Annotated in this window: 15 protein-coding genes and 1 tRNA gene; 13 read left to right on the top strand and 3 right to left on the bottom strand. The window is 69.2% G+C overall.

What is annotated here, in order from left to right:
- Nucleotides 1-129: 129 nt before the first annotated feature.
- Nucleotides 130-1,020 (top strand): DUF4429 domain-containing protein, encoded by an 891-nt coding sequence (locus tag ACIREE_RS32540; protein WP_404160224.1) that lies wholly within the window; start codon nucleotides 130-132, stop codon nucleotides 1,018-1,020.
- A 77-nt stretch (nucleotides 1,021-1,097) separates the two neighbouring features.
- Here ACIREE_RS32540 and ACIREE_RS32545 read toward each other — a convergent pair whose 3' ends face one another.
- Complete coding sequence (locus ACIREE_RS32545) at nucleotides 1,098-2,705, bottom strand: purple acid phosphatase family protein (protein ID WP_404160226.1); 1,608 nt, start codon at nucleotides 2,703-2,705, stop codon at nucleotides 1,098-1,100.
- A gap of 196 nt (nucleotides 2,706-2,901) precedes the next feature.
- Between ACIREE_RS32545 and ACIREE_RS32550 the strand changes: the two genes are divergently transcribed.
- Nucleotides 2,902-3,159: a hypothetical protein gene (locus ACIREE_RS32550; protein ID WP_404160229.1), complete on the top strand. Its 258-nt coding sequence runs from the start codon at nucleotides 2,902-2,904 to the stop codon at nucleotides 3,157-3,159.
- Nucleotides 3,160-3,212: 53 nt separating this feature from the next.
- Nucleotides 3,213-5,030: a glutamine--fructose-6-phosphate transaminase (isomerizing) gene (gene glmS, locus ACIREE_RS32555; RefSeq protein ID WP_404160232.1), complete on the top strand. Its 1,818-nt coding sequence runs from the start codon at nucleotides 3,213-3,215 to the stop codon at nucleotides 5,028-5,030.
- 236 nt (nucleotides 5,031-5,266) lie between these two features.
- On the opposite strand, the gene ACIREE_RS32560 is transcribed toward glmS, so the two are convergent.
- Nucleotides 5,267-5,791, bottom strand: coding sequence for a universal stress protein (locus ACIREE_RS32560; RefSeq protein ID WP_404160235.1), 525 nt, complete (start codon nucleotides 5,789-5,791; stop codon nucleotides 5,267-5,269).
- Between the two features lie 375 nt (nucleotides 5,792-6,166).
- On the opposite strand from ACIREE_RS32560, the gene ACIREE_RS32565 reads away from it, so the two are divergent.
- The 4 genes from ACIREE_RS32565 (at nucleotide 6,167) to ACIREE_RS32580 (ending at nucleotide 9,101) form a co-directional block, all read left to right on the top strand.
- Complete coding sequence (locus ACIREE_RS32565; protein WP_404160238.1) at nucleotides 6,167-6,571, top strand: hypothetical protein; 405 nt, start codon at nucleotides 6,167-6,169, stop codon at nucleotides 6,569-6,571.
- A gap of 399 nt (nucleotides 6,572-6,970) precedes the next feature.
- On the top strand, nucleotides 6,971-8,239 hold the full coding sequence (locus ACIREE_RS32570; RefSeq protein WP_404160241.1) for a GlxA family transcriptional regulator: 1,269 nt from the start codon (nucleotides 6,971-6,973) through the stop codon (nucleotides 8,237-8,239).
- A 75-nt stretch (nucleotides 8,240-8,314) separates the two neighbouring features.
- On the top strand, nucleotides 8,315-8,917 hold the full coding sequence (orn, locus tag ACIREE_RS32575; protein ID WP_404160244.1) for an oligoribonuclease: 603 nt from the start codon (nucleotides 8,315-8,317) through the stop codon (nucleotides 8,915-8,917).
- A 111-nt stretch (nucleotides 8,918-9,028) separates the two neighbouring features.
- Nucleotides 9,029-9,101, top strand: a tRNA-His gene (locus ACIREE_RS32580).
- Nucleotides 9,102-9,186: 85 nt separating this feature from the next.
- Here ACIREE_RS32580 and ACIREE_RS32585 read toward each other — a convergent pair.
- Nucleotides 9,187-10,242, bottom strand: coding sequence for a LacI family DNA-binding transcriptional regulator (locus tag ACIREE_RS32585; protein ID WP_404160247.1), 1,056 nt, complete (start codon nucleotides 10,240-10,242; stop codon nucleotides 9,187-9,189).
- Between the two features lie 257 nt (nucleotides 10,243-10,499).
- Here ACIREE_RS32585 and ACIREE_RS32590 point away from each other — a divergent pair, with 257 nt between their 5' ends.
- The 6 genes from ACIREE_RS32590 to aspT (ACIREE_RS32615) all read left to right on the top strand — a co-directional run bounded on the left by ACIREE_RS32590 (nucleotide 10,500) and on the right by aspT (ACIREE_RS32615) (nucleotide 19,101).
- Nucleotides 10,500-11,852: an ABC transporter substrate-binding protein gene (locus ACIREE_RS32590; RefSeq protein ID WP_404160250.1), complete on the top strand. Its 1,353-nt coding sequence runs from the start codon at nucleotides 10,500-10,502 to the stop codon at nucleotides 11,850-11,852.
- Between the two features lie 216 nt (nucleotides 11,853-12,068).
- Nucleotides 12,069-13,070 carry a carbohydrate ABC transporter permease gene (locus ACIREE_RS32595; RefSeq protein WP_404160253.1) on the top strand — a complete coding sequence of 334 codons (1,002 nt, stop codon included), beginning with the start codon at nucleotides 12,069-12,071 and terminating at the stop codon, nucleotides 13,068-13,070.
- A 3-nt stretch (nucleotides 13,071-13,073) separates the two neighbouring features.
- Nucleotides 13,074-13,961 carry a carbohydrate ABC transporter permease gene (locus tag ACIREE_RS32600; RefSeq protein ID WP_404160256.1) on the top strand — a complete coding sequence of 296 codons (888 nt, stop codon included), beginning with the start codon at nucleotides 13,074-13,076 and terminating at the stop codon, nucleotides 13,959-13,961.
- A 142-nt stretch (nucleotides 13,962-14,103) separates the two neighbouring features.
- Nucleotides 14,104-15,588 carry a GH1 family beta-glucosidase gene (locus ACIREE_RS32605; RefSeq protein ID WP_404160259.1) on the top strand — a complete coding sequence of 495 codons (1,485 nt, stop codon included), beginning with the start codon at nucleotides 14,104-14,106 and terminating at the stop codon, nucleotides 15,586-15,588.
- Between the two features lie 118 nt (nucleotides 15,589-15,706).
- Nucleotides 15,707-17,383, top strand: a complete 1,677-nt coding sequence (gene aspT, locus ACIREE_RS32610; protein ID WP_404160262.1) for an aspartate-alanine antiporter — start codon at nucleotides 15,707-15,709, stop codon at nucleotides 17,381-17,383.
- 14 nt (nucleotides 17,384-17,397) lie between these two features.
- Complete coding sequence (gene aspT, locus ACIREE_RS32615) at nucleotides 17,398-19,101, top strand: aspartate-alanine antiporter (protein WP_404160265.1); 1,704 nt, start codon at nucleotides 17,398-17,400, stop codon at nucleotides 19,099-19,101.
- Nucleotides 19,102-19,126: the final 25 nt, after the last annotated feature.

Raw genomic sequence — 19,126 nt, forward strand, 5'->3', positions numbered from 1 at the left:
TTCGACGGAGGTCGTTGGCGGAGTTCGTTGTGCGGGCTGAGCAACCGATCGGTCACCATGCGTACCGCCCGTCCCTCGACCGGTCAAGGTGTAGACCACTTCTCGGGGGCGGGATGCCAGAATCGTCCCATGGCGGAAATCATCCAGCGCGACGGCATATGGACGTTCGACGGGGAGGCGCTGCGGCTGGTGCCGGGGCGCGACAAAGGCGTCGGCCTGCTCCGTAAGACGTTGGGTGAACTGACCGTACCGCTGCGGGCGTTGGCCGGAGTCTCCTTCGAGCAGGGCAAGAAGTCGGGGCGGCTGCGGCTGCGCCTTCGTGACGGCGCGGACCCGCTGCTGCAGGCGACCGGCGGCAAACTGACGGAGGGCGCGGACCCGTACCAGCTGACGGTCGAGTCGGACCGCTACGGGGTCGCCGAGTACGTCGTGGACGAGGTCCGCAACGCGCTGCTCCTGGAGCAGGTCCCGTCGGCGGCCTGCACGGCGTACGTGCTGCCGGGCCCCCCGGTGCCGCTGTCCGTCTCCGCGGGGGACGGCACGGCGAGCTTCGACGGGGAGCACGTCCGCCTCGAGTGGAACTGGAAGACGGAGGACGCCAAGGCCTCGGCCGGGACGCGGCTGCTCGCCCTCGCCGACATCACCGCGGTGGAGTGGCAGCCGGCCGTGGGCCTGGAGAACGGCTGCCTCCGCTTCACCGTTCGCTCGTCACCGACGAAGGCACCGCCGAAGTTCGACCCCAACGCGGTCGAACTGTGGGGCTTCAAGAAGGACCCGCTGATGGCGCTGGTCGCGGCAGCCGTCCAGGCCCGGCTGCCACACCCCGGCGCGCACTCCGCCCCCAAGGAGCTGCTCCCGCAGACCCCGGCCCCGGAGCCGGAGCCCCCGGCCGCCCCCGCCGAGGACAACCACGACGCGCTGCTGCGGCGCCTGCGGGAACTCGGCGAACTGCACCGCGCTGGCGTCCTGACGGAAGAGGAGTTCACGGCGGCAAAACAAGCGGTCCTGAAACGCCTGTAGTCATCACGCCCCGCCCCATCAAGCCCCTCCGGCGACCGAGGAGCGGGGTCCGGGGCGGAGCCCCGCGCATCGGACCGTCAGCGACGCACGGTCCGAGCCACCACGAACCGGTCGATCTCCTCACCCGTCTCCGCGATCCCGCGCACCGTCAGCTTGGCCGTCCGCCCCACCGACGCCGGCTCCACATCCACCCGCAGGAACGAGTAGTTCGTATAGCGCACCCGGGACCAGTCCACCGTCACGGCCTTCTTGCTGCCGTCGGCCTGGGTGACGTACGACTGGAACGGGTCGATGTCCTTCTCGTGGCCCTCGTACGTGTCGGCCACCGGGAACGCGTACAGGCTCTTGCCCGCCGCGCCCGCCGTCACGTACACGACACCGTCGGTCTCGGGGTACGCGGTGCCGCCGATCGGCAGCTCCTTGGTGACCTTCTCGCCCTTGAGCACGTCCGAGCGCTCGTACACGTGGTTGTGCCCGTTGATCACCAGGTCGACGGTGTACTTCTCGAACAGCGGTACCCACTCCTTGCGCACGCCCCCCTCCGAGGCGTGCGAGGTGGCGGTGCAGTACGCGCAGTGGTGGAAGAAGACGACGACGAAGTCGATCCCGGAGCCGTGCGCCCGGAACTTCTTCAGCTGCGCCTCGAACCACTTGGTCTGGGTGCCGCCGGACAAGCCGAGGTTGGCCGGGATCTCCCAGGACACGTCGTTGGCGTCGAGCGAGATGACGGCCGTGTTGCCGTGCACGAACGCGTAGACGCCCGGCAGGTTCTTCGGGTCGGGGCCGTTGCGCGGCGGCGCGAAGCGGGCCTCCTGGCTGCCGTAGCCGTGCGGCGCGTACCAGGCTTCCATGTCGTGGTTGCCGTAACTGACCATCCACGGCACGGTCTTGGCGACGGTCTCGGTCTGCGCGAGGAACTGGTCCCAGGTCCGCGCGTCGAACGTGTCCGTGGTCTGCCCCGAGCCCGACGGGTCCGCGTACGCGATGTCACCGGCGTGCAGGTGGAAGGAGGGGCCCTGGGCGAGGATCAGGCTGTCGTTGGCGAGCGCGTGGTAGCTGACGCCCTGGTCGCCGAAGGCGGTGAAGGTGAACGGCTGCGAGCGCGCGGGCGCCGTGGTGAACGTGCCGATCGTGCCGGCGAAGCGCGGCTCCGCCGGGTCGAAGCCCTGGTGCCCGACGCCGTAGTAGTACGTCTTGCCGGGCTTGAGGTGGCTCAGCTCGGCGTGTACGTAGTACTGCGTGTGGTCGGCGCTCGTACCGACGCCCGCCGGGGTGTACAGCGCGCGGACCTCGGCCTGGATCTTCCGCGACAGGTCGCCGGCGTGCGCGCCGATGCGGATGAACGGGTTCTTCACGGCGACCGGCACCTGCCAGGACACGGTCATCTGGGTCCGCGGGTCGCTCCCGTACGAGAGGTGCCGGCCGAAGGGGGCGACGAGCGCGCCGTCGACGTGCCGGGTGACCGTCGCGGTCGCGGCAGACACAGCGGACACTGAAGAGGCGGTGGCCGGGGTCGCGGCGCTCGCGGCCCGCGGCACGAAGACGCCGCCGGCGACCGCGCCGAGCGTGACGGCACCGCCCCGCATCATGGTGCGCCGGGAGAACTTGCTGCGCAGGTATTCGTGCTGCTCGGCCAGGCTCCGGTCGGCCAGCTCGTCGGGTACGCCCATACGTGGAATGTCCATGGCTTGAAAGTTGCTGGGGGCGCCCATCCCGCCCGGATACGCCGGATGAACGGCGCCCGAACAAGCGGCATGGCACGCTTCAAGGCTTACCCACTTTCGTGCCAAGAACCGCGAACACCACCCAGTCGCCTCTGATCCTGCCCGATATCGGGCAGATTTCTTGCGAAAGCGGCAGCATTCCCTCAGGATCAACCGGGTGCACGAGGAACTGGTCGATCACCTGACACGCAGCACGTCCCTGAACAGGGGCGAGGCGTTGCGGGTGATTCAGGACGTGCTCGCCTACTTCGACGAGTCGACGGAGGAGTACGTCCGCCGTCGCCACCGCGAGCTGCAGAGCCAGGGGCTCACCAACGCCACGATCTTCGAACAGATCACGGCGGATCTGCGGTACCGGGCGGTGGCGCCGCCCGAGCTCTCGCTCAGACAGCTGCGCCGCATGGTCTACGGCTGACCGGCAGATCCACCGGCCGGCAGATCCACCACCAGAGGGGACTCTCTTTACTTATGTGCGGAATTGTCGGCTACATCGGCAAGCGTGACGTCGCGCCGCTCCTCCTTGAGGGGCTGCAGCGTCTGGAGTACCGCGGCTACGACTCCGCGGGTGTCGTGATCACCAGCCCGAAGGCCGGCGGCCTGAAGATGGTCAAGGCCAAGGGCCGGGTGCGCGACCTGGAGGCCAAGGTCCCGGCCCGCTTCAAGGGCACCACCGGCATCGCCCACACCCGCTGGGCCACGCACGGCGCCCCCTCCGACGAGAACGCGCACCCGCACATGTCGGGCGACAACAAGGTCGCCGTCGTCCACAACGGCATCGTCGACAACGCCGCCGAACTGCGCGCGAAGCTGACCGCCGAGGGCATCGAGTTCCTCTCCGAGACGGACACCGAGGTCCTCACCCACCTCATCGCCCGCTCCCAGCAGGCGGACCTGGAGGACAAGGTCCGCGAGGCGCTGCGCCTCGTCGAGGGCACGTACGGCATCGCGGTCCTGCACGCCGACTTCCCCGACCGCATCGTGGTGGCCCGCAACGGCTCGCCGGTCGTCCTCGGCATCGGCGACAAGGAGATGTTCGTCGCCTCGGACATCGCCGCCCTCGTCTCCCACACCCGCCAGATCGTCACCCTCGACGACGGCGAGATGGCCACGCTCAAGGCCGACGACTTCCGCACGTACACGACGGAGGGCACGCGCACGACGGCGTCCCCGACGACCGTGGAGTGGGAAGCCGCGTCCTACGACATGGGCGGCCACGACACGTACATGCACAAGGAGATCTTCGAACAGGCCGACGCCGTGGACCGCGTGCTGCGCGGCCGCATCGACGACCGGTTCTCCACGGTGCACCTGGGCGGCCTGAACCTGGACGCCCGCGAGGCGCGCTCCGTGCGCCGCGTGAAGATCCTCGGCTGCGGCACCTCGTACCACGCGGGCCTGATCGGCGCCCAGATGATCGAGGAGCTGGCCCGCATCCCCGCGGACGCCGAGCCGGCCTCCGAGTTCCGCTACCGCAACCCGGTCGTCGACCCCGACACGCTCTACATCGCCGTGTCGCAGTCCGGCGAGACCTACGACGTCCTCGCCGCGGTCCAGGAGCTGAAGCGCAAGGGCGCCCGGGTCTTCGGCGTCGTGAACGTGGTCGGCTCGGCGATCGCCCGCGAGTCCGACGCGGGCGTCTACGTCCACGCGGGCCCCGAGGTCTGCGTCGTCTCGACGAAGTGCTTCACCAACACCACGGTCGCCTTCGCGCTCCTCGCCCTGCACCTCGGCCGCATCCGCGACCTGTCCGTCGCCGACGGCAAGCGCATCATCGAGGGCCTGCGCAAGCTGCCCGCCCAGATCACCGCGATCCTCGACCAGGAAGCGGAGATCAAGAAGGTCGCCGAGGAGTACGCGGACGCCCGCTCGATGATGTTCATCGGCCGCGTCCGGGGCTACCCGGTGGCCCGCGAGGCGTCCCTGAAGCTCAAGGAGGTCTCGTACATCCACGCCGAGGCCTACCCGGCGTCCGAGCTGAAGCACGGCCCGCTGGCCCTGATCGAGCCGGCGCTCCCCACGGTCGCGATCGTCCCCGACGACGACCTGCTGGAGAAGAACCGCGCCGCGCTCGAGGAGATCAAGGCCCGCTCCGGCCGGATCCTTGCGGTGGCCCACCAGGAACAGGAGAAGGCGGACCACACGATTCTCGTCCCGAAGAACGAGGACGAGCTTGACCCGATCCTGATGGGTATCCCGCTGCAACTCCTCGCCTACCACACCGCGTTGGCCCTCGGCCGCGACATCGACAAGCCGCGCAACCTGGCGAAGTCCGTGACCGTGGAGTAGGCAGCCGGTACGCAGGTGAGAACGAACGGGTCCCTTTGCGCGCCACCAAGCGCAAAGGGACCCGTTCCCGAAGGGCCGGGGTCGCCCATTACCCCGGCTCCGTGTCCAGCGACCGGTATGTACCCTTCACAAGGGCACAAACCACCTCTACGCGCGGGTAGATTCAACTCTTCCGGAAAATCGCACGGAACCCTCAACGGGCACAGCGCGTACACAAGTTGAAGGCCAAAGACCGGTCAGGGAATGACGATGACGGGCCGCTGCGCCCGCCGGGCGAGCCGCCCCGCCACCGAGCCGAAGATCCGCCCGACGAGCCCGTGGGTCGACCCCACGACGATGGCGTCCGCGGAGTACTCCCGCCCGACCTCCTCCAGCTCGTGGCAGATGTCGCCGCCACGCTCGACGAGGATCCAGGGCACCTCTGACAGGTAGTCCGCACAGGCCAGTTCGAGGCCGAGCACCTCGGTGCGGTGGTCCGGCACGTCCACGAACACGGGGGGTTCACAGCCCGCCCACACGGTGGTCGGCAGCCGGTTGGCCACATGCACGATGATCAGCCCTGAGCCCGAACGGTGGGCCATGCCGATCGCGTAGGAGAGCGCCCGCTCGCTCGACGTCGAGCCGTCGAATCCGACGACGACGCCGTGCCGGAAAGCGGGATCACATGCGTGACGTGTTTCTTCCGCCGCCTGGGGGGTCGCCATGGGATCGGCGACCTGCCGCTTGCGGTCCGCGGGTTCGGGAATCTCGTGACCGGCCATGAGTGTCTCGGCGTGTACCTCGTGGGCCTCTGTATGAGGGGACGACGTAGGAAAGAACGATGGGTGAGGGGACGAGGGCGGATTCGGCGGAGCTGTGTCCGGGAATCATCTTCCCAACCCCATACCCCCAAGGGTACGGCGACACTCCTCCTCTGCCCAGACTCCGGCCTGCGGCCGGGCCTGCTCCCTGCATGCCGAGGGGTCCTGCTCCGCAGCGTTCAGGGGAGCATGCACGAGGCCCCGCCCGTATGGCAATGGTTGCTGCCCCGTACAGGCGGTTTGCGCACTCTTGTGGTCCTGTCGGGGGGCGGATCAAGTGACCGGGAAGGCGGCCGCGCGTTGAACTCCCGAACCAGAAGACACAGGGAGCACTCCGTGCCCGGACCCACCAGCGCGCACCGCACCACCACCACGCGCCGGAGCGTTCCGGCCGCCGCCCGCACGCCCTCTTCGCACACCCACGCGACCTCTCACGCCGAGGACGCGCCACCCACGGGGACGGACGGAGTGAGCGACGTGGTCCGCTGGGCGGCCTTCAGTTGCGTCGTGGTGCCCCTCGTCCTCGTCGGGTACGGCATCTCCGCGGCCGGCGCCGCGGGGGCCGCTCTGGGGCTCGCGGCGATCACCGCGGTCTGCCGCGTACTCCTGCGCCAGTGCGAACGTGGCGCGGAACAGTTGCACAGTGAACAGTGTTGCCGTCATCGTGGGCGTCATGGTCGAACCGCCTCGGGAGCGCACCGCGACGGGCATCGGACGGAGTGCGGTACGCCGGTGGAGTGACCCCGATCCGGGTCCTACTCCGTAGATTTTCAGCCAACTTCGGCTTCCGGCTTACCCCTTGTCACACCCTGCCCCCAACCCCCCTTCCAGCAGGGCTGAAAGGACCACGGATGGCCCGCGCGCCCTACGGGGACCGGCCACTGCGTCGAGGCGCACTTCCCAGCAACGCCCGTGAGTGCAACGCTTCGTGATCGACTGCTTCACGCCACGTTGCCATGTCGACAATGTGCCAGGTTCTTAACTGGTCACGACGGCACCACGGAACACAGTAGATTCGATCATGACTGTCTGATCTGAAGGCGGCGGGGGACTTCGTGCAGGACCGAGGGGAAACGTGCAGGAGCGAACAGCCCGTCAGAATATTGAGGGAGCCGCGAGCACCGAGGGGGGCTTAGCAGGATGAGCCACGACTCCACCACCGCGCCGGAGGCGGCGGCTCGCAAGCTGTCAGGGCGCCGTCGACGAGAGATCGTCGCGGTGCTGCTGTTCAGCGGCGGACCCATCTTCGAGAGTTCCATACCGCTCTCCGTGTTCGGCATCGACCGGCAGGACGCGGGAGTACCGCGGTACAGGTTGCTTGTGTGCGCCGGTGAAGAGGGACCACTGCGCACCACAGGGGGACTCGAACTCACCGCGCCACACGGCCTTGAGGCGATCTCACGGGCAGGCACGGTCGTCGTGCCGGCCTGGCGGTCGATCACCTCACCGCCACCGGAAGAGGCGTTGGACGCGATCCGTCGCGCCCATGAGGAGGGCGCGCGCATCGTCGGTCTGTGCACCGGCGCGTTCGTGCTCGCCGCGGCCGGACTGCTCGACGGCCGGCCGGCCACCACGCATTGGATGTACGCGCCGACACTCGCCAAGCGCTATCCGTCGGTCCATGTGGACCCGCGCGAGCTCTTCGTGGACGACGGGGACGTACTGACGAGTGCCGGCACCGCGGCCGGCATCGACCTGTGCCTGCACATCGTGCGCACGGACCACGGGAACGAGGCGGCCGGAGCGCTCGCCCGCCGCCTGGTGGTCCCGCCGCGCCGCAGCGGCGGCCAGGAGCGCTATCTCGACCGGTCGCTGCCGGAGGAGATCGGCGCCGACCCGCTGGCCGAGGTCGTCGCCTGGGCGCTCGAGCATTTACACGAACAGTTCGACGTGGAGACGCTGGCGGCCCGTGCCTATATGAGCCGCCGCACCTTCGACCGGCGCTTCCGCTCACTCACCGGAAGCGCTCCGCTGCAGTGGCTGATCACCCAGCGGGTGCTGCAGGCACAGCGGCTCCTGGAGACCTCCGACTACTCGGTCGACGAGGTCGCCGGACGCTGCGGCTTCCGCTCGCCGGTCGCGCTGCGCGGACACTTCCGGCGCCAGCTGGGCTCGTCCCCGGCCGCGTACCGGGCGGCGTACCGTGCGCGCAGGCCGCAGGGAGGCGATTCCGGGGGCGCCGCGAAGGCGGAGAAACCCGTGGAGATCCTCCCCGTGCAGGGCCCCGAGACTCCGGGCCCCGGTCCCGTGCCCGCCCAGTCCCGGCGCACCGCTGCCGCGAACGCGTTCGGCGCGCACGCGGCCTCGATGCCGACGGGTCCTACGCATCACATGGAAGGCGGCAAACCGGTGTCCGACGCGTACGCGACGGGCCGGGCGAGCGTGCCCGGACCGCGCACGGCACCGTAGCGCGCCGGAGAACGGAAACAGGAGCTGACGCCCGTCGTCTGCCAGCGGGAAGGTCCGACCCGTAGGGTTACTCGCATGAACGATCGCATGGTGTGGATCGACTGCGAGATGACCGGTCTCTCGCTGGCGAACGACGCGCTCATCGAGGTGGCCGCACTGGTCACCGATTCGGAGCTGAACGTACTCGGCGACGGTGTGGACATCGTGATCCGCCCGCCGGACGAGGCCTTGGAGACGATGCCCGAGGTGGTGCGCACCATGCACACCGCCTCGGGGCTCCTCGACGAACTGGCGGGCGGAACGACGCTCGCCGACGCCGAGGAGCAGGTCCTCTCCTATGTACGTGAGCACGTCAAGGATGCGGGCAAGGCCCCGCTCTGCGGGAACTCGGTCGGTACAGACCGCGGTTTCCTGCTGCGTGACATGCCGACACTGGAGGAGTACCTCCACTACCGGATCGTCGATGTGTCCTCGGTCAAGGAACTGGCCCGGCGCTGGTACCCGAGGGCGTACTTCAACAGTCCGGAGAAGAACGGCAACCACCGGGCACTCGCCGACATCCGCGAGTCCATCGCCGAGCTGCGCTACTACCGTGAGGCGATCTTCGTCCCGCAGCCCGGGCCCGACTCCGACACCGCGAAATCGATCGCGGCGAAGTACGTCCTGCCCACGGAGTAACCCGTCCCACGTCCACCCGTACGGGGTCCGGAAAAGGAGTGCGCGAGCACCCCTTCGGACCCTGTACACTTTTTCTCGGCCGGTCGGAAGAACGACAAAAGACCGGACATGGTGGGTGTAGCTCAGTTGGTAGAGCACCTGGTTGTGGTCCAGGTGGCCGCGGGTTCAAGTCCCGTCACTCACCCTGAATGATCGAAGGCCCCGGTTCGCGAGAACCGGGGCCTTCGGCGTTCCCGCCCCGGGCCGCCGCGGGCCCCGGGCCCCGCGCCTCACGACGAGCCGCGTACGACCAGCTCGGTCGGCAGCACCACATGACGCTCGGTGCCCCGGCGCACCGAGGAGCGCTTGCCGTCGGCGGCGAGCGCGATCTCGTCCAGGAGCAGCTTCGTCATCGCCCGGCCCATGTCGCGGGTGGGCTGGCGCACGCTGGTCAGGCCCGGCTCCATGTGGCGGGCGATCACCGAGTCGTCGAAGCCGACCAGGGCGACGTCGTCCGGGATGCGGCGGCCGGCCTCGCGCAGCACCTGGCGGGCGCCCGAGGCCATCAGGTCGGAGCAGGCGAAGACCGCGTCGAGGCCGGGGCTGCGCTCCAGGAGCTCGGCCATGCAGCTGCGGCCGCCCTCCTCGGTGAAGTCGCCGTAGGCCACCAGTTTCTCGTCGTACGCGATGCCGTCGGCGGCCAGCTGGGCCTCGTAGCCGACGAGACGGCGCTGGGCGCCGTACACGTCGAGCGGGCCCGTGATGATGGCGACGGAGCGGCGGCCGCGGGACGTCAGGTGTTCCACGGCGGAACGGGCGCCCGCGTAGTTGTCGGTGTCGACCGAGGGCAGCGGCTCGTCGGCGGAGCGGGGGCCGCTGATCACCGTCGGGATGTCCATCTGCAGCAGGCGGTCCGCGAGGGGGTCGTCGGCGTGCACGGAGACGAGCAGGACGCCGTCGACGCGGTGGGCGGCGAGGTACGCGGCCAGCCGGTCCTGCTCGCGCTCGCCGCGGGCGAAGGTCAGCAGGAGCTGCAGGTTGGACTCGGCCAGCGCGATGCCGACGCCGCCGACCATGCCCGAGAAGTACGGCTCCGAGAAGAACCTCGACTCGGCTTCCGGAACCACCACCGCGATGGAGTCCGTGCGGTTGGCCGCGAGGGCGCGGGCCGCCGTGTTCGGGACGTAGCCGAGCTCGGCGACCGCCTCCTCGACCGCGGCGCGGGTGCGGTCGCTGACCCGCGGCGATCCGTTGATCACGCGGGAGACCGTGCCCCGGCCCACGCCTGCCCGGGCCGCGACCTCCTCAAGGGTGGGACGCCTGCCGTGAGTGCCGCGAGCCGCCATGACTCATACCTCCCCAAGTCTCACGCGGAATCTAACAGCCCGATAACCGCGGCAAGTTGTCGCGGCCTTACGTCTTGACACCCATCGCATGAGAGGCGAATCTTCAACTCATCACGAGTGGGAGCGCTCCCACCGTACTTGGTTCTTACATACCTCGCACACTCCCCGCCCGAGCCGCAGCACGAACAACGGGCCCAGCGTAGGCAGTTGGCCGGGGCACAGCACGTCAGAGCAACCGAAGCACTTGGAGGGACGCAATGCGCACTTCGGGCAACTCCCGCGGCCGAGCTCGCCGCACCACACTGGTCTCAGCCGTCGGCCTCGCCACCGCCGCGCTCCTGGCCACCGGGTGCAGCGCCAGCGAAGACACCGATTCGGGCTCAGGCTCGGACGGCGGCAAGATCACCCTGCACGTCGGCACGTTCGGCACCTTCGGCTTCGACAACGGCAAGGACAGCGCCAAGCTCTACGCCGCGTACGAGAAGCTGCACCCGAACATCAAGATCGTCGAAGAACACACCACGGACGGTCAGAAGTACTGGGACACCCTCAAGCTGAGAATGTCGCGCAACAGCGGCCTCGCCGACGTCCAGGCCATCGAGGTCGGTTACATCGCCGAGGCCACGGGTCCGGTCATGGCGAGCAAGTGGGAGGACCTCGGCAAGGCCGACAGCGCCCACGTGTCGGACTTCCTCGACTTCAAGACCAAGCAGGCCACGACGTCCGACGGCAAGACGATCGGCTTCGGCACCGACATCGGCCCGATGGCCGTCTGCTACAACAAGGACCTCTTCAAGAAGGCCGGCCTGCCCACGGAGCGCGACGCGGTCGCGAAGCTCTGGCAGGGGAACTGGTCGAAGTTCCTCGACGTCGCGGCCGACTACAAGAAGAAGGCCCCGAACGGCACCGTCTTCACCGACTCGGCGGGCGGCCTGTTCAACGCGGTCCTCTCCAGCCAGCCCCAGCAGTACTCCGACGCCAAGGGCAAGCTGGTCTACGACACCAGCCCCGGCGTGAAGACCGCCTGGGACCTGGCCGTCAAGGCCGCGCAGGACGGCTACACCGCCAAGCTGCGCCAGTTCGACGAGAAGGGCACCTGGGCCGCCGGCTTCAAGAACACCAAGTTCGCGACCGTCACCTGCCCGAGCTGGATGCTCGGCCAGATCCAGAGCAATGCGGGATCCGGGAACGACGGCAAGTGGGATGTCGCGCTGCCCCCGCAGAACGGCAACTGGGGCGGCTCCTTCCTCGGCGTCCCGGCCTCCGGCAAGCACGTCAAGGAAGCCACCGAGCTGGCCGCCTGGCTGACCAGCGCGGCCCAGCAGGAGAAGGTCTTCACGGCGCTCGGCAACCTCCCGTCCAGCAAGGACGGCCTGGCTTCCGGCACCGTGAAGAACGCCAAGATCGACTACTACGGTGACGCCCCGATCGGCCAGATCTACTCCACGATCGCGGAGGGCATCAAGCCGGCGCCGATCGGCGCCAACGACGGCCAGGTGAAGACCTTCCTCACCGACAACGGCATCCTCGACGTCGAGCAGCGCGGCACCGACCCCGACAAGGCGTGGGACAACGTCAAGAAGCTGGTCGACGACAAGATCGAGCAGTGACGGACGGCCGACAGGGCCTGTCCGTCGGATCCTGCCGCAGGCGCGGGGCCTGACCCGCTCACCGGCGCAGAACCGTGCGGGCCGGGCGCCTACGACCCGACCCGCAGGACAGGCCCCAGCCGTGGTCCCGGCGCCCGCTTCGGCAGGGCGCCGGGACCGCGCCACGGCCCGCCACCCACATCCGTGCACCACCACCGAACCGGAAGGAAAGCCCGCGTGGCCACCTCCGTCAAGGCGGACGCCGGCGGCAGCCCGCCGTCCGCTCCACCCTCCGCCGCCCCGGCCAAGCGGCCCGCCCCCTCGAACTGGCGCAGCAGAATCTACCGCTGGGACCTCAAAGGCTCCCCGTACGGCTTCATCGCCCCCTTCTTCCTCTGCTTCGCGGCCTTCGGCCTCTTCCCGCTGATCTACACGGGCTGGCTCTCGCTGCACAGCGTCCAGCTCGGCGCCGAGGACCAGGCCTCATGGGTGGGCTTCGACAACTACAGCCGCCTTCTCGACAGCGAGTTCTTCTGGCGCGCGCTGTCCAACACGTTCACCATCGGTGTGATCTCGACCGTCCCGCAGCTCCTCATGGCGCTGGGCCTCGCGCACCTGCTCAACTCCCGGATGCGCGGACGCGCCTTCCTGCGCATCGCCGTCCTCACCCCGTACGCCACCTCGATCGCCGCGGCCACGCTGGTCTTCGCCCAGCTGTTCAACACCGACTACGGCATGATCAACTCGTTTCTCGACGTCTTCGGGATCGGGCCGATCCAGTGGGAGTCGGCCAAGTGGCCCTCCCAGATAGCCATTTCGACGATCGTGACGTGGCGCTGGACCGGTTACAACGCGCTCATCTACCTGGCCGCCATGCAGGCCGTGCCGAACGACCTCTACGAAGCGGCCGCCCTCGACGGGGCTTCCCGCTGGCGGCAGTTCACCTCCGTGACCATCCCCTCGATCCGGCCGACGATCCTGTTCACCATCATCGTCTCGACCATCGGCGCCACCCAGCTGTTCGGTGAGCCGATGCTGTACGGCGGCAGTGTCGGTATCGGCGGCGGCAGCGGCGGTCAGTACCAGACGCTCTCGCTGCTCATGTACCAGACCGGCTGGACCAACAACTCCCTGGGCCGCGCTTCCGCCATCGCCTGGGTGATGCTGCTGATCCTGCTGCTCATCGGCGCCGCCCAGGCGCTCGTGGCCCGGCGCAACCGCACGAAGCTGGGAGGCTGACCCATGACCGTCCAACTCCCGGCGCCCCCCGCGACGCGCCGCCGCCGCTTCGCACCCGGCGCGGGCGACCAGCGCAAGGCCGGACCGCTCGCCTACGTCCTGCTGATCGTCGCCGCACTCGTCTCCCTGTTCCCGCTGTACTGGAACGTGGTGGCCGCCTCCCACGACAGCCAGCGGGTGCAGCAGGCCCCGGCGCCGCTGCTGCCCGGTTCGCACCTGCTGGACAACCTGGATGTCGCGTGGAACCAGGTCCACATGGGCGTGGCCCTGATCAACACCACCGTCGTGGCGAGTGTGATCAGTGCCAGCACCGTGCTCTTCGCGACGCTGGCCGGCTTCGCCTTCGCCAAGCTGCAGTTCAAGGGCCGCAACATGCTGCTCGCCCTGGTCGTCGCCACCATGACGGTGCCACCGCAGCTCACCGTCATCCCGCTGTACCAGATCATCACGGACCTGCAGTGGACGGACACCCTGCAGGCGGTCATCGCGCCGTCGCTCGTCGCGGCCTTCGGTGTGTTCTTCATGCGGCAGTACCTCGTCGAGGCGCTGCCGGTCGAACTCGTCGAGGCGGCCCGGGTGGACGGCGCGAACAGCCTGCGGGTCATCTGGCACGTGGTCTTCCCCGTGGCCCGGCCCGCGATGGCCGTCCTCGCGATGCTCACCTTCGTGCAGGCGTGGAACGACTTCTTCTGGCCCTTCATCGTCCTCACCGACACCGGCACGCCGACCCTCCAGGTCTCCCTGGCGAACCTCGGCGCCGGAAACCACACCGTGGACACCGCGGTCGTGCTGACCGGGGCGCTGATCTCCACGGTCCCGCTCCTGGTCGTCTTCGCCTTCCTCGGCAAGCACATCGTGGGCGGCATCACGGCGGGCGCGGTCAAGAGCTGAGCCACCGCGGCCCCCGAGCCACCCCAGCCCCGAGTCGGCATGCCCGGCGCCTCCGGCCCGCCCCGCGCGCGGAACCGCCGAACGCCCATGCCCTGACGCCCTGTCATCTCTCCTTCTCCGCAGCCACCTTGGGAGCGCTCCTATGACCACCACGAACAACACCAGCCCGATCGACACCGCCGGGATCACCGGAACCGCCCCCACGACCACCACCGCCGTGCCCCTCACCCGATTCCCCGCCGGGTTCCTCTGGGGGTCGGCCACCGCCGCGTACCAGATCGAGGGCGCCGTGCGGGAGGACGGGCGGACGCCTTCGATCTGGGACACGTTCAGCCACACCCCCGGGAAGGTGGCGAACGGGGACACCGGCGACATCGCCGTGGACCACTACCACCGGTGGCGCGACGACGTGGCGCTCATGGCGGACCTGGGCCTGACCTCGTACCGCTTCTCCGTGGCGTGGCCGCGCGTGCAGCCCACCGGGCGCGGCCCCGCCGTGCAGCGCGGCCTCGACTTCTACCGCAATCTCGTCGACGAGCTGCTCGCGCACGGGATCAAGCCCATGGCGACCCTCTACCACTGGGACCTGCCCCAGGAGCTGGAGAGCGCCGGCGGCTGGCCCGAGCGCGACACCGCGTACCGGTTCGCGGAGTACGCCGGGCTCGTCGGTGAGGCGCTCGGCGACCGGGTCGAGAGCTGGGTGACCCTCAACGAGCCCTGGTGCAGCGCCTTCCTGGGGTACGGCTCGGGGGTGCACGCCCCGGGCCGCACCGATCCCGCCGCCGCACTGCGCGCCGCCCACCACCTCAACCTGGGCCACGGCCTTGCCACTTCGGCGCTGCGTGCCACGCTCCCGGCCCGCGCGCAGATCGGCATCAGCCTCAACCCGAGCGTGGTCAGGGCACTCACCGACGCGCCCGCCGACCTGGACGCCAAGCGCCGGATCGACGCGCTCGCGAACCGCGTCTTCACCGGCCCCCTGCTCAAGGGCGCCTACCCCGAGGACCTGATCGCCGACACCGCGCGCCTGACGGACTGGTCCTTCGTGCGGGACGGGGACACCGACCTCATTCACCACCCCCTCGACTTCATCGGCATGAACTACTACACCCCTGCTGTCGTCTCCGGTCCCCGCGACGACCAGGACGGCCCCAGGCTCGACGGTCACGGCGCCAGCGACCACTCTCCCTGGCCGGCCGCCGACGACGTCCTCTTCCACCACGCGCCCGGTGAAGTCACCGCGATGAACTGGCCGGTGGATCCGACCGGCCTCACGGACCTTCTCCTTGATTACACCGCTCAGGCCCCCGGGGTTCCGCTTTACGTGACGGAGAACGGCGCCGCCTACGAAGACACCGTCGACGCCGACGGCCGCGTCCACGACCCCGACCGCATCCGCTACCTCCACGCGCACCTCGACGCCATCCACAAGGCGATCGCCGAGGGCGCCGACGTCCGCGGCTACTTCCTGTGGTCGCTGCTGGACAACTTCGAGTGGGCGTACGGGTACGGCAAGCGGTTCGGCGCGGTCTACGTCGACTACGAGACGCAGGTCCGCACCCCGAAGTCGAGCGCGACCTGGTACTCCCAGGTCGCCCGGTCCGGCGGGCTGCCCGCCGACCAGTAGCCGTCGGAGCCGCGAAAGCTGCTCACAGGGCCGGTACGTCGCGTGGCGAGGCCACGTACCGGCCCTTATTTTTGCGCGTATGCCACATATCGTCACTATTGAGACTCGCTGAGCCGCCGTGGGCGTGCTCAAGGACCACCCGGAACTCGTCCTGTTCGTGAGCCTCGCGCTCGGCTACCTCGTCGGGAAGCTGCGCGTGGGGCCGCTCACGCTGGGCGGCATCTGCGGGACGCTGATCGTCTCGCTGCTCCTGGGCGCCTGGACCAAGGCCCAGGTGTCCGACGACGTGAAGACGGTGTTCTTCGCGCTGTTCATCTTCGCCCTCGGCTATATGGCCGGGCCGCAGTTCTTCCGCAACCTCAACAAGAAGAGCCTGCGCTTCTTCGTGCTGTGCGGCATCGAACTGGCCTGCGTCCTCGGCATCGCCCTCGGTCTCGCCAAGTGGTTCGACCTCGACGTCGGCACGGCCTCCGGCATCCTGGCCGGCGCGGCCACCGAGTCGGCGGTCGTCGGCACCGCCACCGAGTCCATCGGCAAGCTGGCGGGGCTGACCTCCCAGCAGATCACCGAGTACCAGGGCAACGTCGCCACCGCGTACACCGTCTGCTACCTCTTCGGCCTGATCACGATCGTGCTCTACACGAGCCAGATCATGCCGATACTGATGCGCATCAACCTGCGCGACGCCGCCCGCGACCTGTGGGAACGCACCCGCAGCAGCGGCAGCCTGGAGTCGGACGAGCGGCCCGCGCTGCCCGGCATGGTGGGTCGCACCTTCCTGGTGACGACCGCCGACGGGCGGACCGTCGGCGACCTGGAGTCCGGCCTGGGCGAGCGGGTCACCATCGAGTCCGTCAAACGCGGCAGCAAGCTCCTGACCCCCGCCCCCGGCCTGCGGCTCACCCTCTCCGACCTGGTGCTCGTGGTCGGCCGCCGGGCGCAGACCATCGAGGCGGGGCGGCTCATCGGCCCCGAGACGCCGGGTGTGCCAGGGCTCGACTCGCCGCTCGCCACCAACCAGGTGTCGATCACGCGCAAGTCCGACGACGGCAAGACGATCGACCAGATCCAGCGCGAGAACCCCGAGTTCCTCAAGGACGGCGTGTACGTCACCGACGTCACCCGCGCCGACACGGACCTGCCCGCCAACGGCGACACGGTCGTACACCGCGGCGACATCCTCACCCTGGTGGGCGCCCGCTCGGGCCTGGGCAAACTCGTCGCGAAGCTCGGTTCGGTCGTCAAGAACGACTCCACCGACTTCATCTACCTGGGACTCGGCATCGCGGCGGGTTCACTTCTCGGGCAGGTCGTGGTGCGGTTCGGCAGCGTCCCGATGTCGCTGGGCACCGGCGGCGGCTGCCTCATCTCGGGGCTGCTCTTCGGCTGGTTCCGCTCGCGCAGCCAGACCTTCGGCGCGTTCCCGCCGCAGGCCGCCTCGACCATCAAGGACATGGGCCTCGCGGTCTTCATCGCCTGTACGGGCCTGGTGTCGGGGCCCCAGGCGTGGCCGCTGCTCAAGCAGTACGGGGCGCTGCTGCCGTTCGCCGGGATCGCGATGGTGCTGATTCCCGCCACCGTCTCGCTGGTCGTCGGCCGCAAGCTGCTGAAGATCGAGCCGCCGCTGCTGATCGGTGCCATCGCGGGCCAGCAGTGTTCGACCCCGGCGATCACCGCCGTCACCCAGGTGGCGCAGTCGTCGGTGCCGATGCTCGGCTACACGATCACCTACGCCCTCTCCAACTTCCTGCTCCCCCTGACGGGCCCCGTGCTCGTCGGCATCCTCGGTTCCTGAGAGGTGTCCCGAACATGATCGACTTCCTCAACCGGAACATCTTCCAGCCCCACCCCGAGCTGCTGGTCTTCATCACGGTCGCCCTCGGGTTCCTCTTCGGAAAGCTGCGCTACAAGGCCATCGCGCTCGGCGCCGTCACCGGCTGCCTGGTCGCGGGGCTGCTGCTCGGCGCCCAGCTCAAGGTCACGATCGACGGAACCGTGAAGAACCTGTTCTTCACGATGTTCCTGTTCGCCCTCGGCTACAAGGTCGGCCCGCAGTTCTTCCGCGGCCTGAAGAAGGACGGCCTGCCGCAGGTCGTCAACGCGATCGTCGTCTGCGTCACCGGCCTGCTGGTCTGCTGGGGCTTCGCGGGCATCCTCGGCTACGGGCCAGGACTGAGCGCCGGCCTGCTCGGTGGCGCCCTGACCCAGTCCGCCGTGATCGGTGTCGCCCAGGACGCCATCGGCAACCTGCCGGGGCTGTCCTCGGCACAAGCCAAGAATGAGGGGAACCTCGTCGCCATCGGCTACGCCGTGACGTACCCCCTCGGCACGATCCTCTGCGCGATGCTCCTCGCGAACGTCCTGCCGAAGCTGTACCGCAAGGACCTCGCCGCCGAATCGGCAGCGCTGGCCAAGGAGTTGGACGCCCCCGAGGACGACCCCGACCTCCACGAGGGCTACTACGAGGTCGTGCTGCGCGCCTTCACCATCCAGCGCCCGGACATCGTCGGCCGCACCATCGACGACTTCGAGCAGCAGCAACAGCAGCTCGGCCACCGCATCTACCTCACGCGGGTCCGCCGGGACGGGCAGATCCTCGACCACGACCAGCGGACGGTGCTGCGCGAAGGCGACGTCGTGGCGCTGAGCGCGCTGCGCGGCTCGCTCGTCGACTTCGACGCGCGTACCCACATCGGCGCCGAGACCGACGACGTCGAACTGCTCGGCTACCAGACGGAGACGCTGCATGTGGTGGCCTCCGAGAAGGCACAACTCGGCCGCAGCATCGGCGAGTTGCGCAAAGAGCCGTTCATGGTCGGCGTCTACATCGACAAGCTCTACCGATCCGGCGCGGACTTCCCGTACCGGCTCTCCACTCAGGTCGAGCGCGGCGACACGCTCATCCTGACCGGCCCCAAGCGCCTCGTGGACCCGGCGGGCAAGGCGCTCGGCAAGCCCGTACCCACCTCGTTCGCGACCGACATGATCTGGGTGGGCCTCGGCATCTTCCTCGGCGGCTGCATCGGCATCCCGGCACTGACCGCGGGCGGCGTGCCGATCTCGCTGTCCACGTCGGGCGGCGCGCTCATCATGGGCCTGGTCTTCGGCTGGATCCGCGGCAAGTACCCGACGTTCGGCAACGTGCCGCCCGGCGCCCAGTGGTTCATGGACACGCTCGGGCTCTGCCTGTTCGTCGCGGTCGTCGGCATCAACGCGGGCCCCAGCTTCACCTCCGGCCTGTCGACGGCCGGCTGGGGCCTGCTGGTCTTCGGCGCGGTGGCCACGGTGATCCCGCTGATCGTCGGCTTCCTGGTCGGCCACTACATCCAGAAGATCCGCTTCCCGATCCTGATGGGTGTTCTGGCGGGCGGCCAGACCACGACCGCCGCGATCGGCGCGATCAACGAGTCGTCCAGATCCCAGGTGCCGACGCTCGGCTACACGATCCCGTACGCCGTCGGGAACGTGCTGCTGACCATCTGGGGCGCCGTGATCGTCCTCCTCCACCACTGACCCGCACGCGTTCAAGGACGTGTTC

Origin of the sequence: Streptomyces sp. NPDC102467, from assembly GCF_044765445.1 — a bacterium.
In the GTDB taxonomy this organism is placed as follows: Bacteria; Actinomycetota; Actinomycetes; order Streptomycetales; family Streptomycetaceae; genus Streptomyces.

Excerpts from the sequence above, each read along its gene's own strand:
- ACIREE_RS32545 (WP_404160226.1), bottom strand. The coding sequence starts at position 2,705 with ATGGACATTCCACGTATGGGCGTACCCGACGAGCTGGCCGACCGGAGC.
- ACIREE_RS32585 (WP_404160247.1), bottom strand. The coding sequence starts at position 10,242 with ATGGCGGCTCGCGGCACTCACGGCAGGCGTCCCACCCTTGAGGAGGTC.
- ACIREE_RS32540 (WP_404160224.1), top strand. The coding sequence starts at position 130 with ATGGCGGAAATCATCCAGCGCGACGGCATATGGACGTTCGACGGGGAG.
- ACIREE_RS32560 (WP_404160235.1), bottom strand. The coding sequence starts at position 5,791 with ATGGCCGGTCACGAGATTCCCGAACCCGCGGACCGCAAGCGGCAGGTC.
- ACIREE_RS32600 (WP_404160256.1), top strand. The coding sequence starts at position 13,074 with ATGACCGTCCAACTCCCGGCGCCCCCCGCGACGCGCCGCCGCCGCTTC.
- ACIREE_RS32590 (WP_404160250.1), top strand. The coding sequence starts at position 10,500 with ATGCGCACTTCGGGCAACTCCCGCGGCCGAGCTCGCCGCACCACACTG.
- aspT (WP_404160265.1), top strand. The coding sequence starts at position 17,398 with ATGATCGACTTCCTCAACCGGAACATCTTCCAGCCCCACCCCGAGCTG.
- glmS (WP_404160232.1), top strand. The coding sequence starts at position 3,213 with ATGTGCGGAATTGTCGGCTACATCGGCAAGCGTGACGTCGCGCCGCTC.
- ACIREE_RS32570 (WP_404160241.1), top strand. The coding sequence starts at position 6,971 with ATGAGCCACGACTCCACCACCGCGCCGGAGGCGGCGGCTCGCAAGCTG.
- orn (WP_404160244.1), top strand. The coding sequence starts at position 8,315 with ATGAACGATCGCATGGTGTGGATCGACTGCGAGATGACCGGTCTCTCG.
- ACIREE_RS32605 (WP_404160259.1), top strand. The coding sequence starts at position 14,104 with ATGACCACCACGAACAACACCAGCCCGATCGACACCGCCGGGATCACC.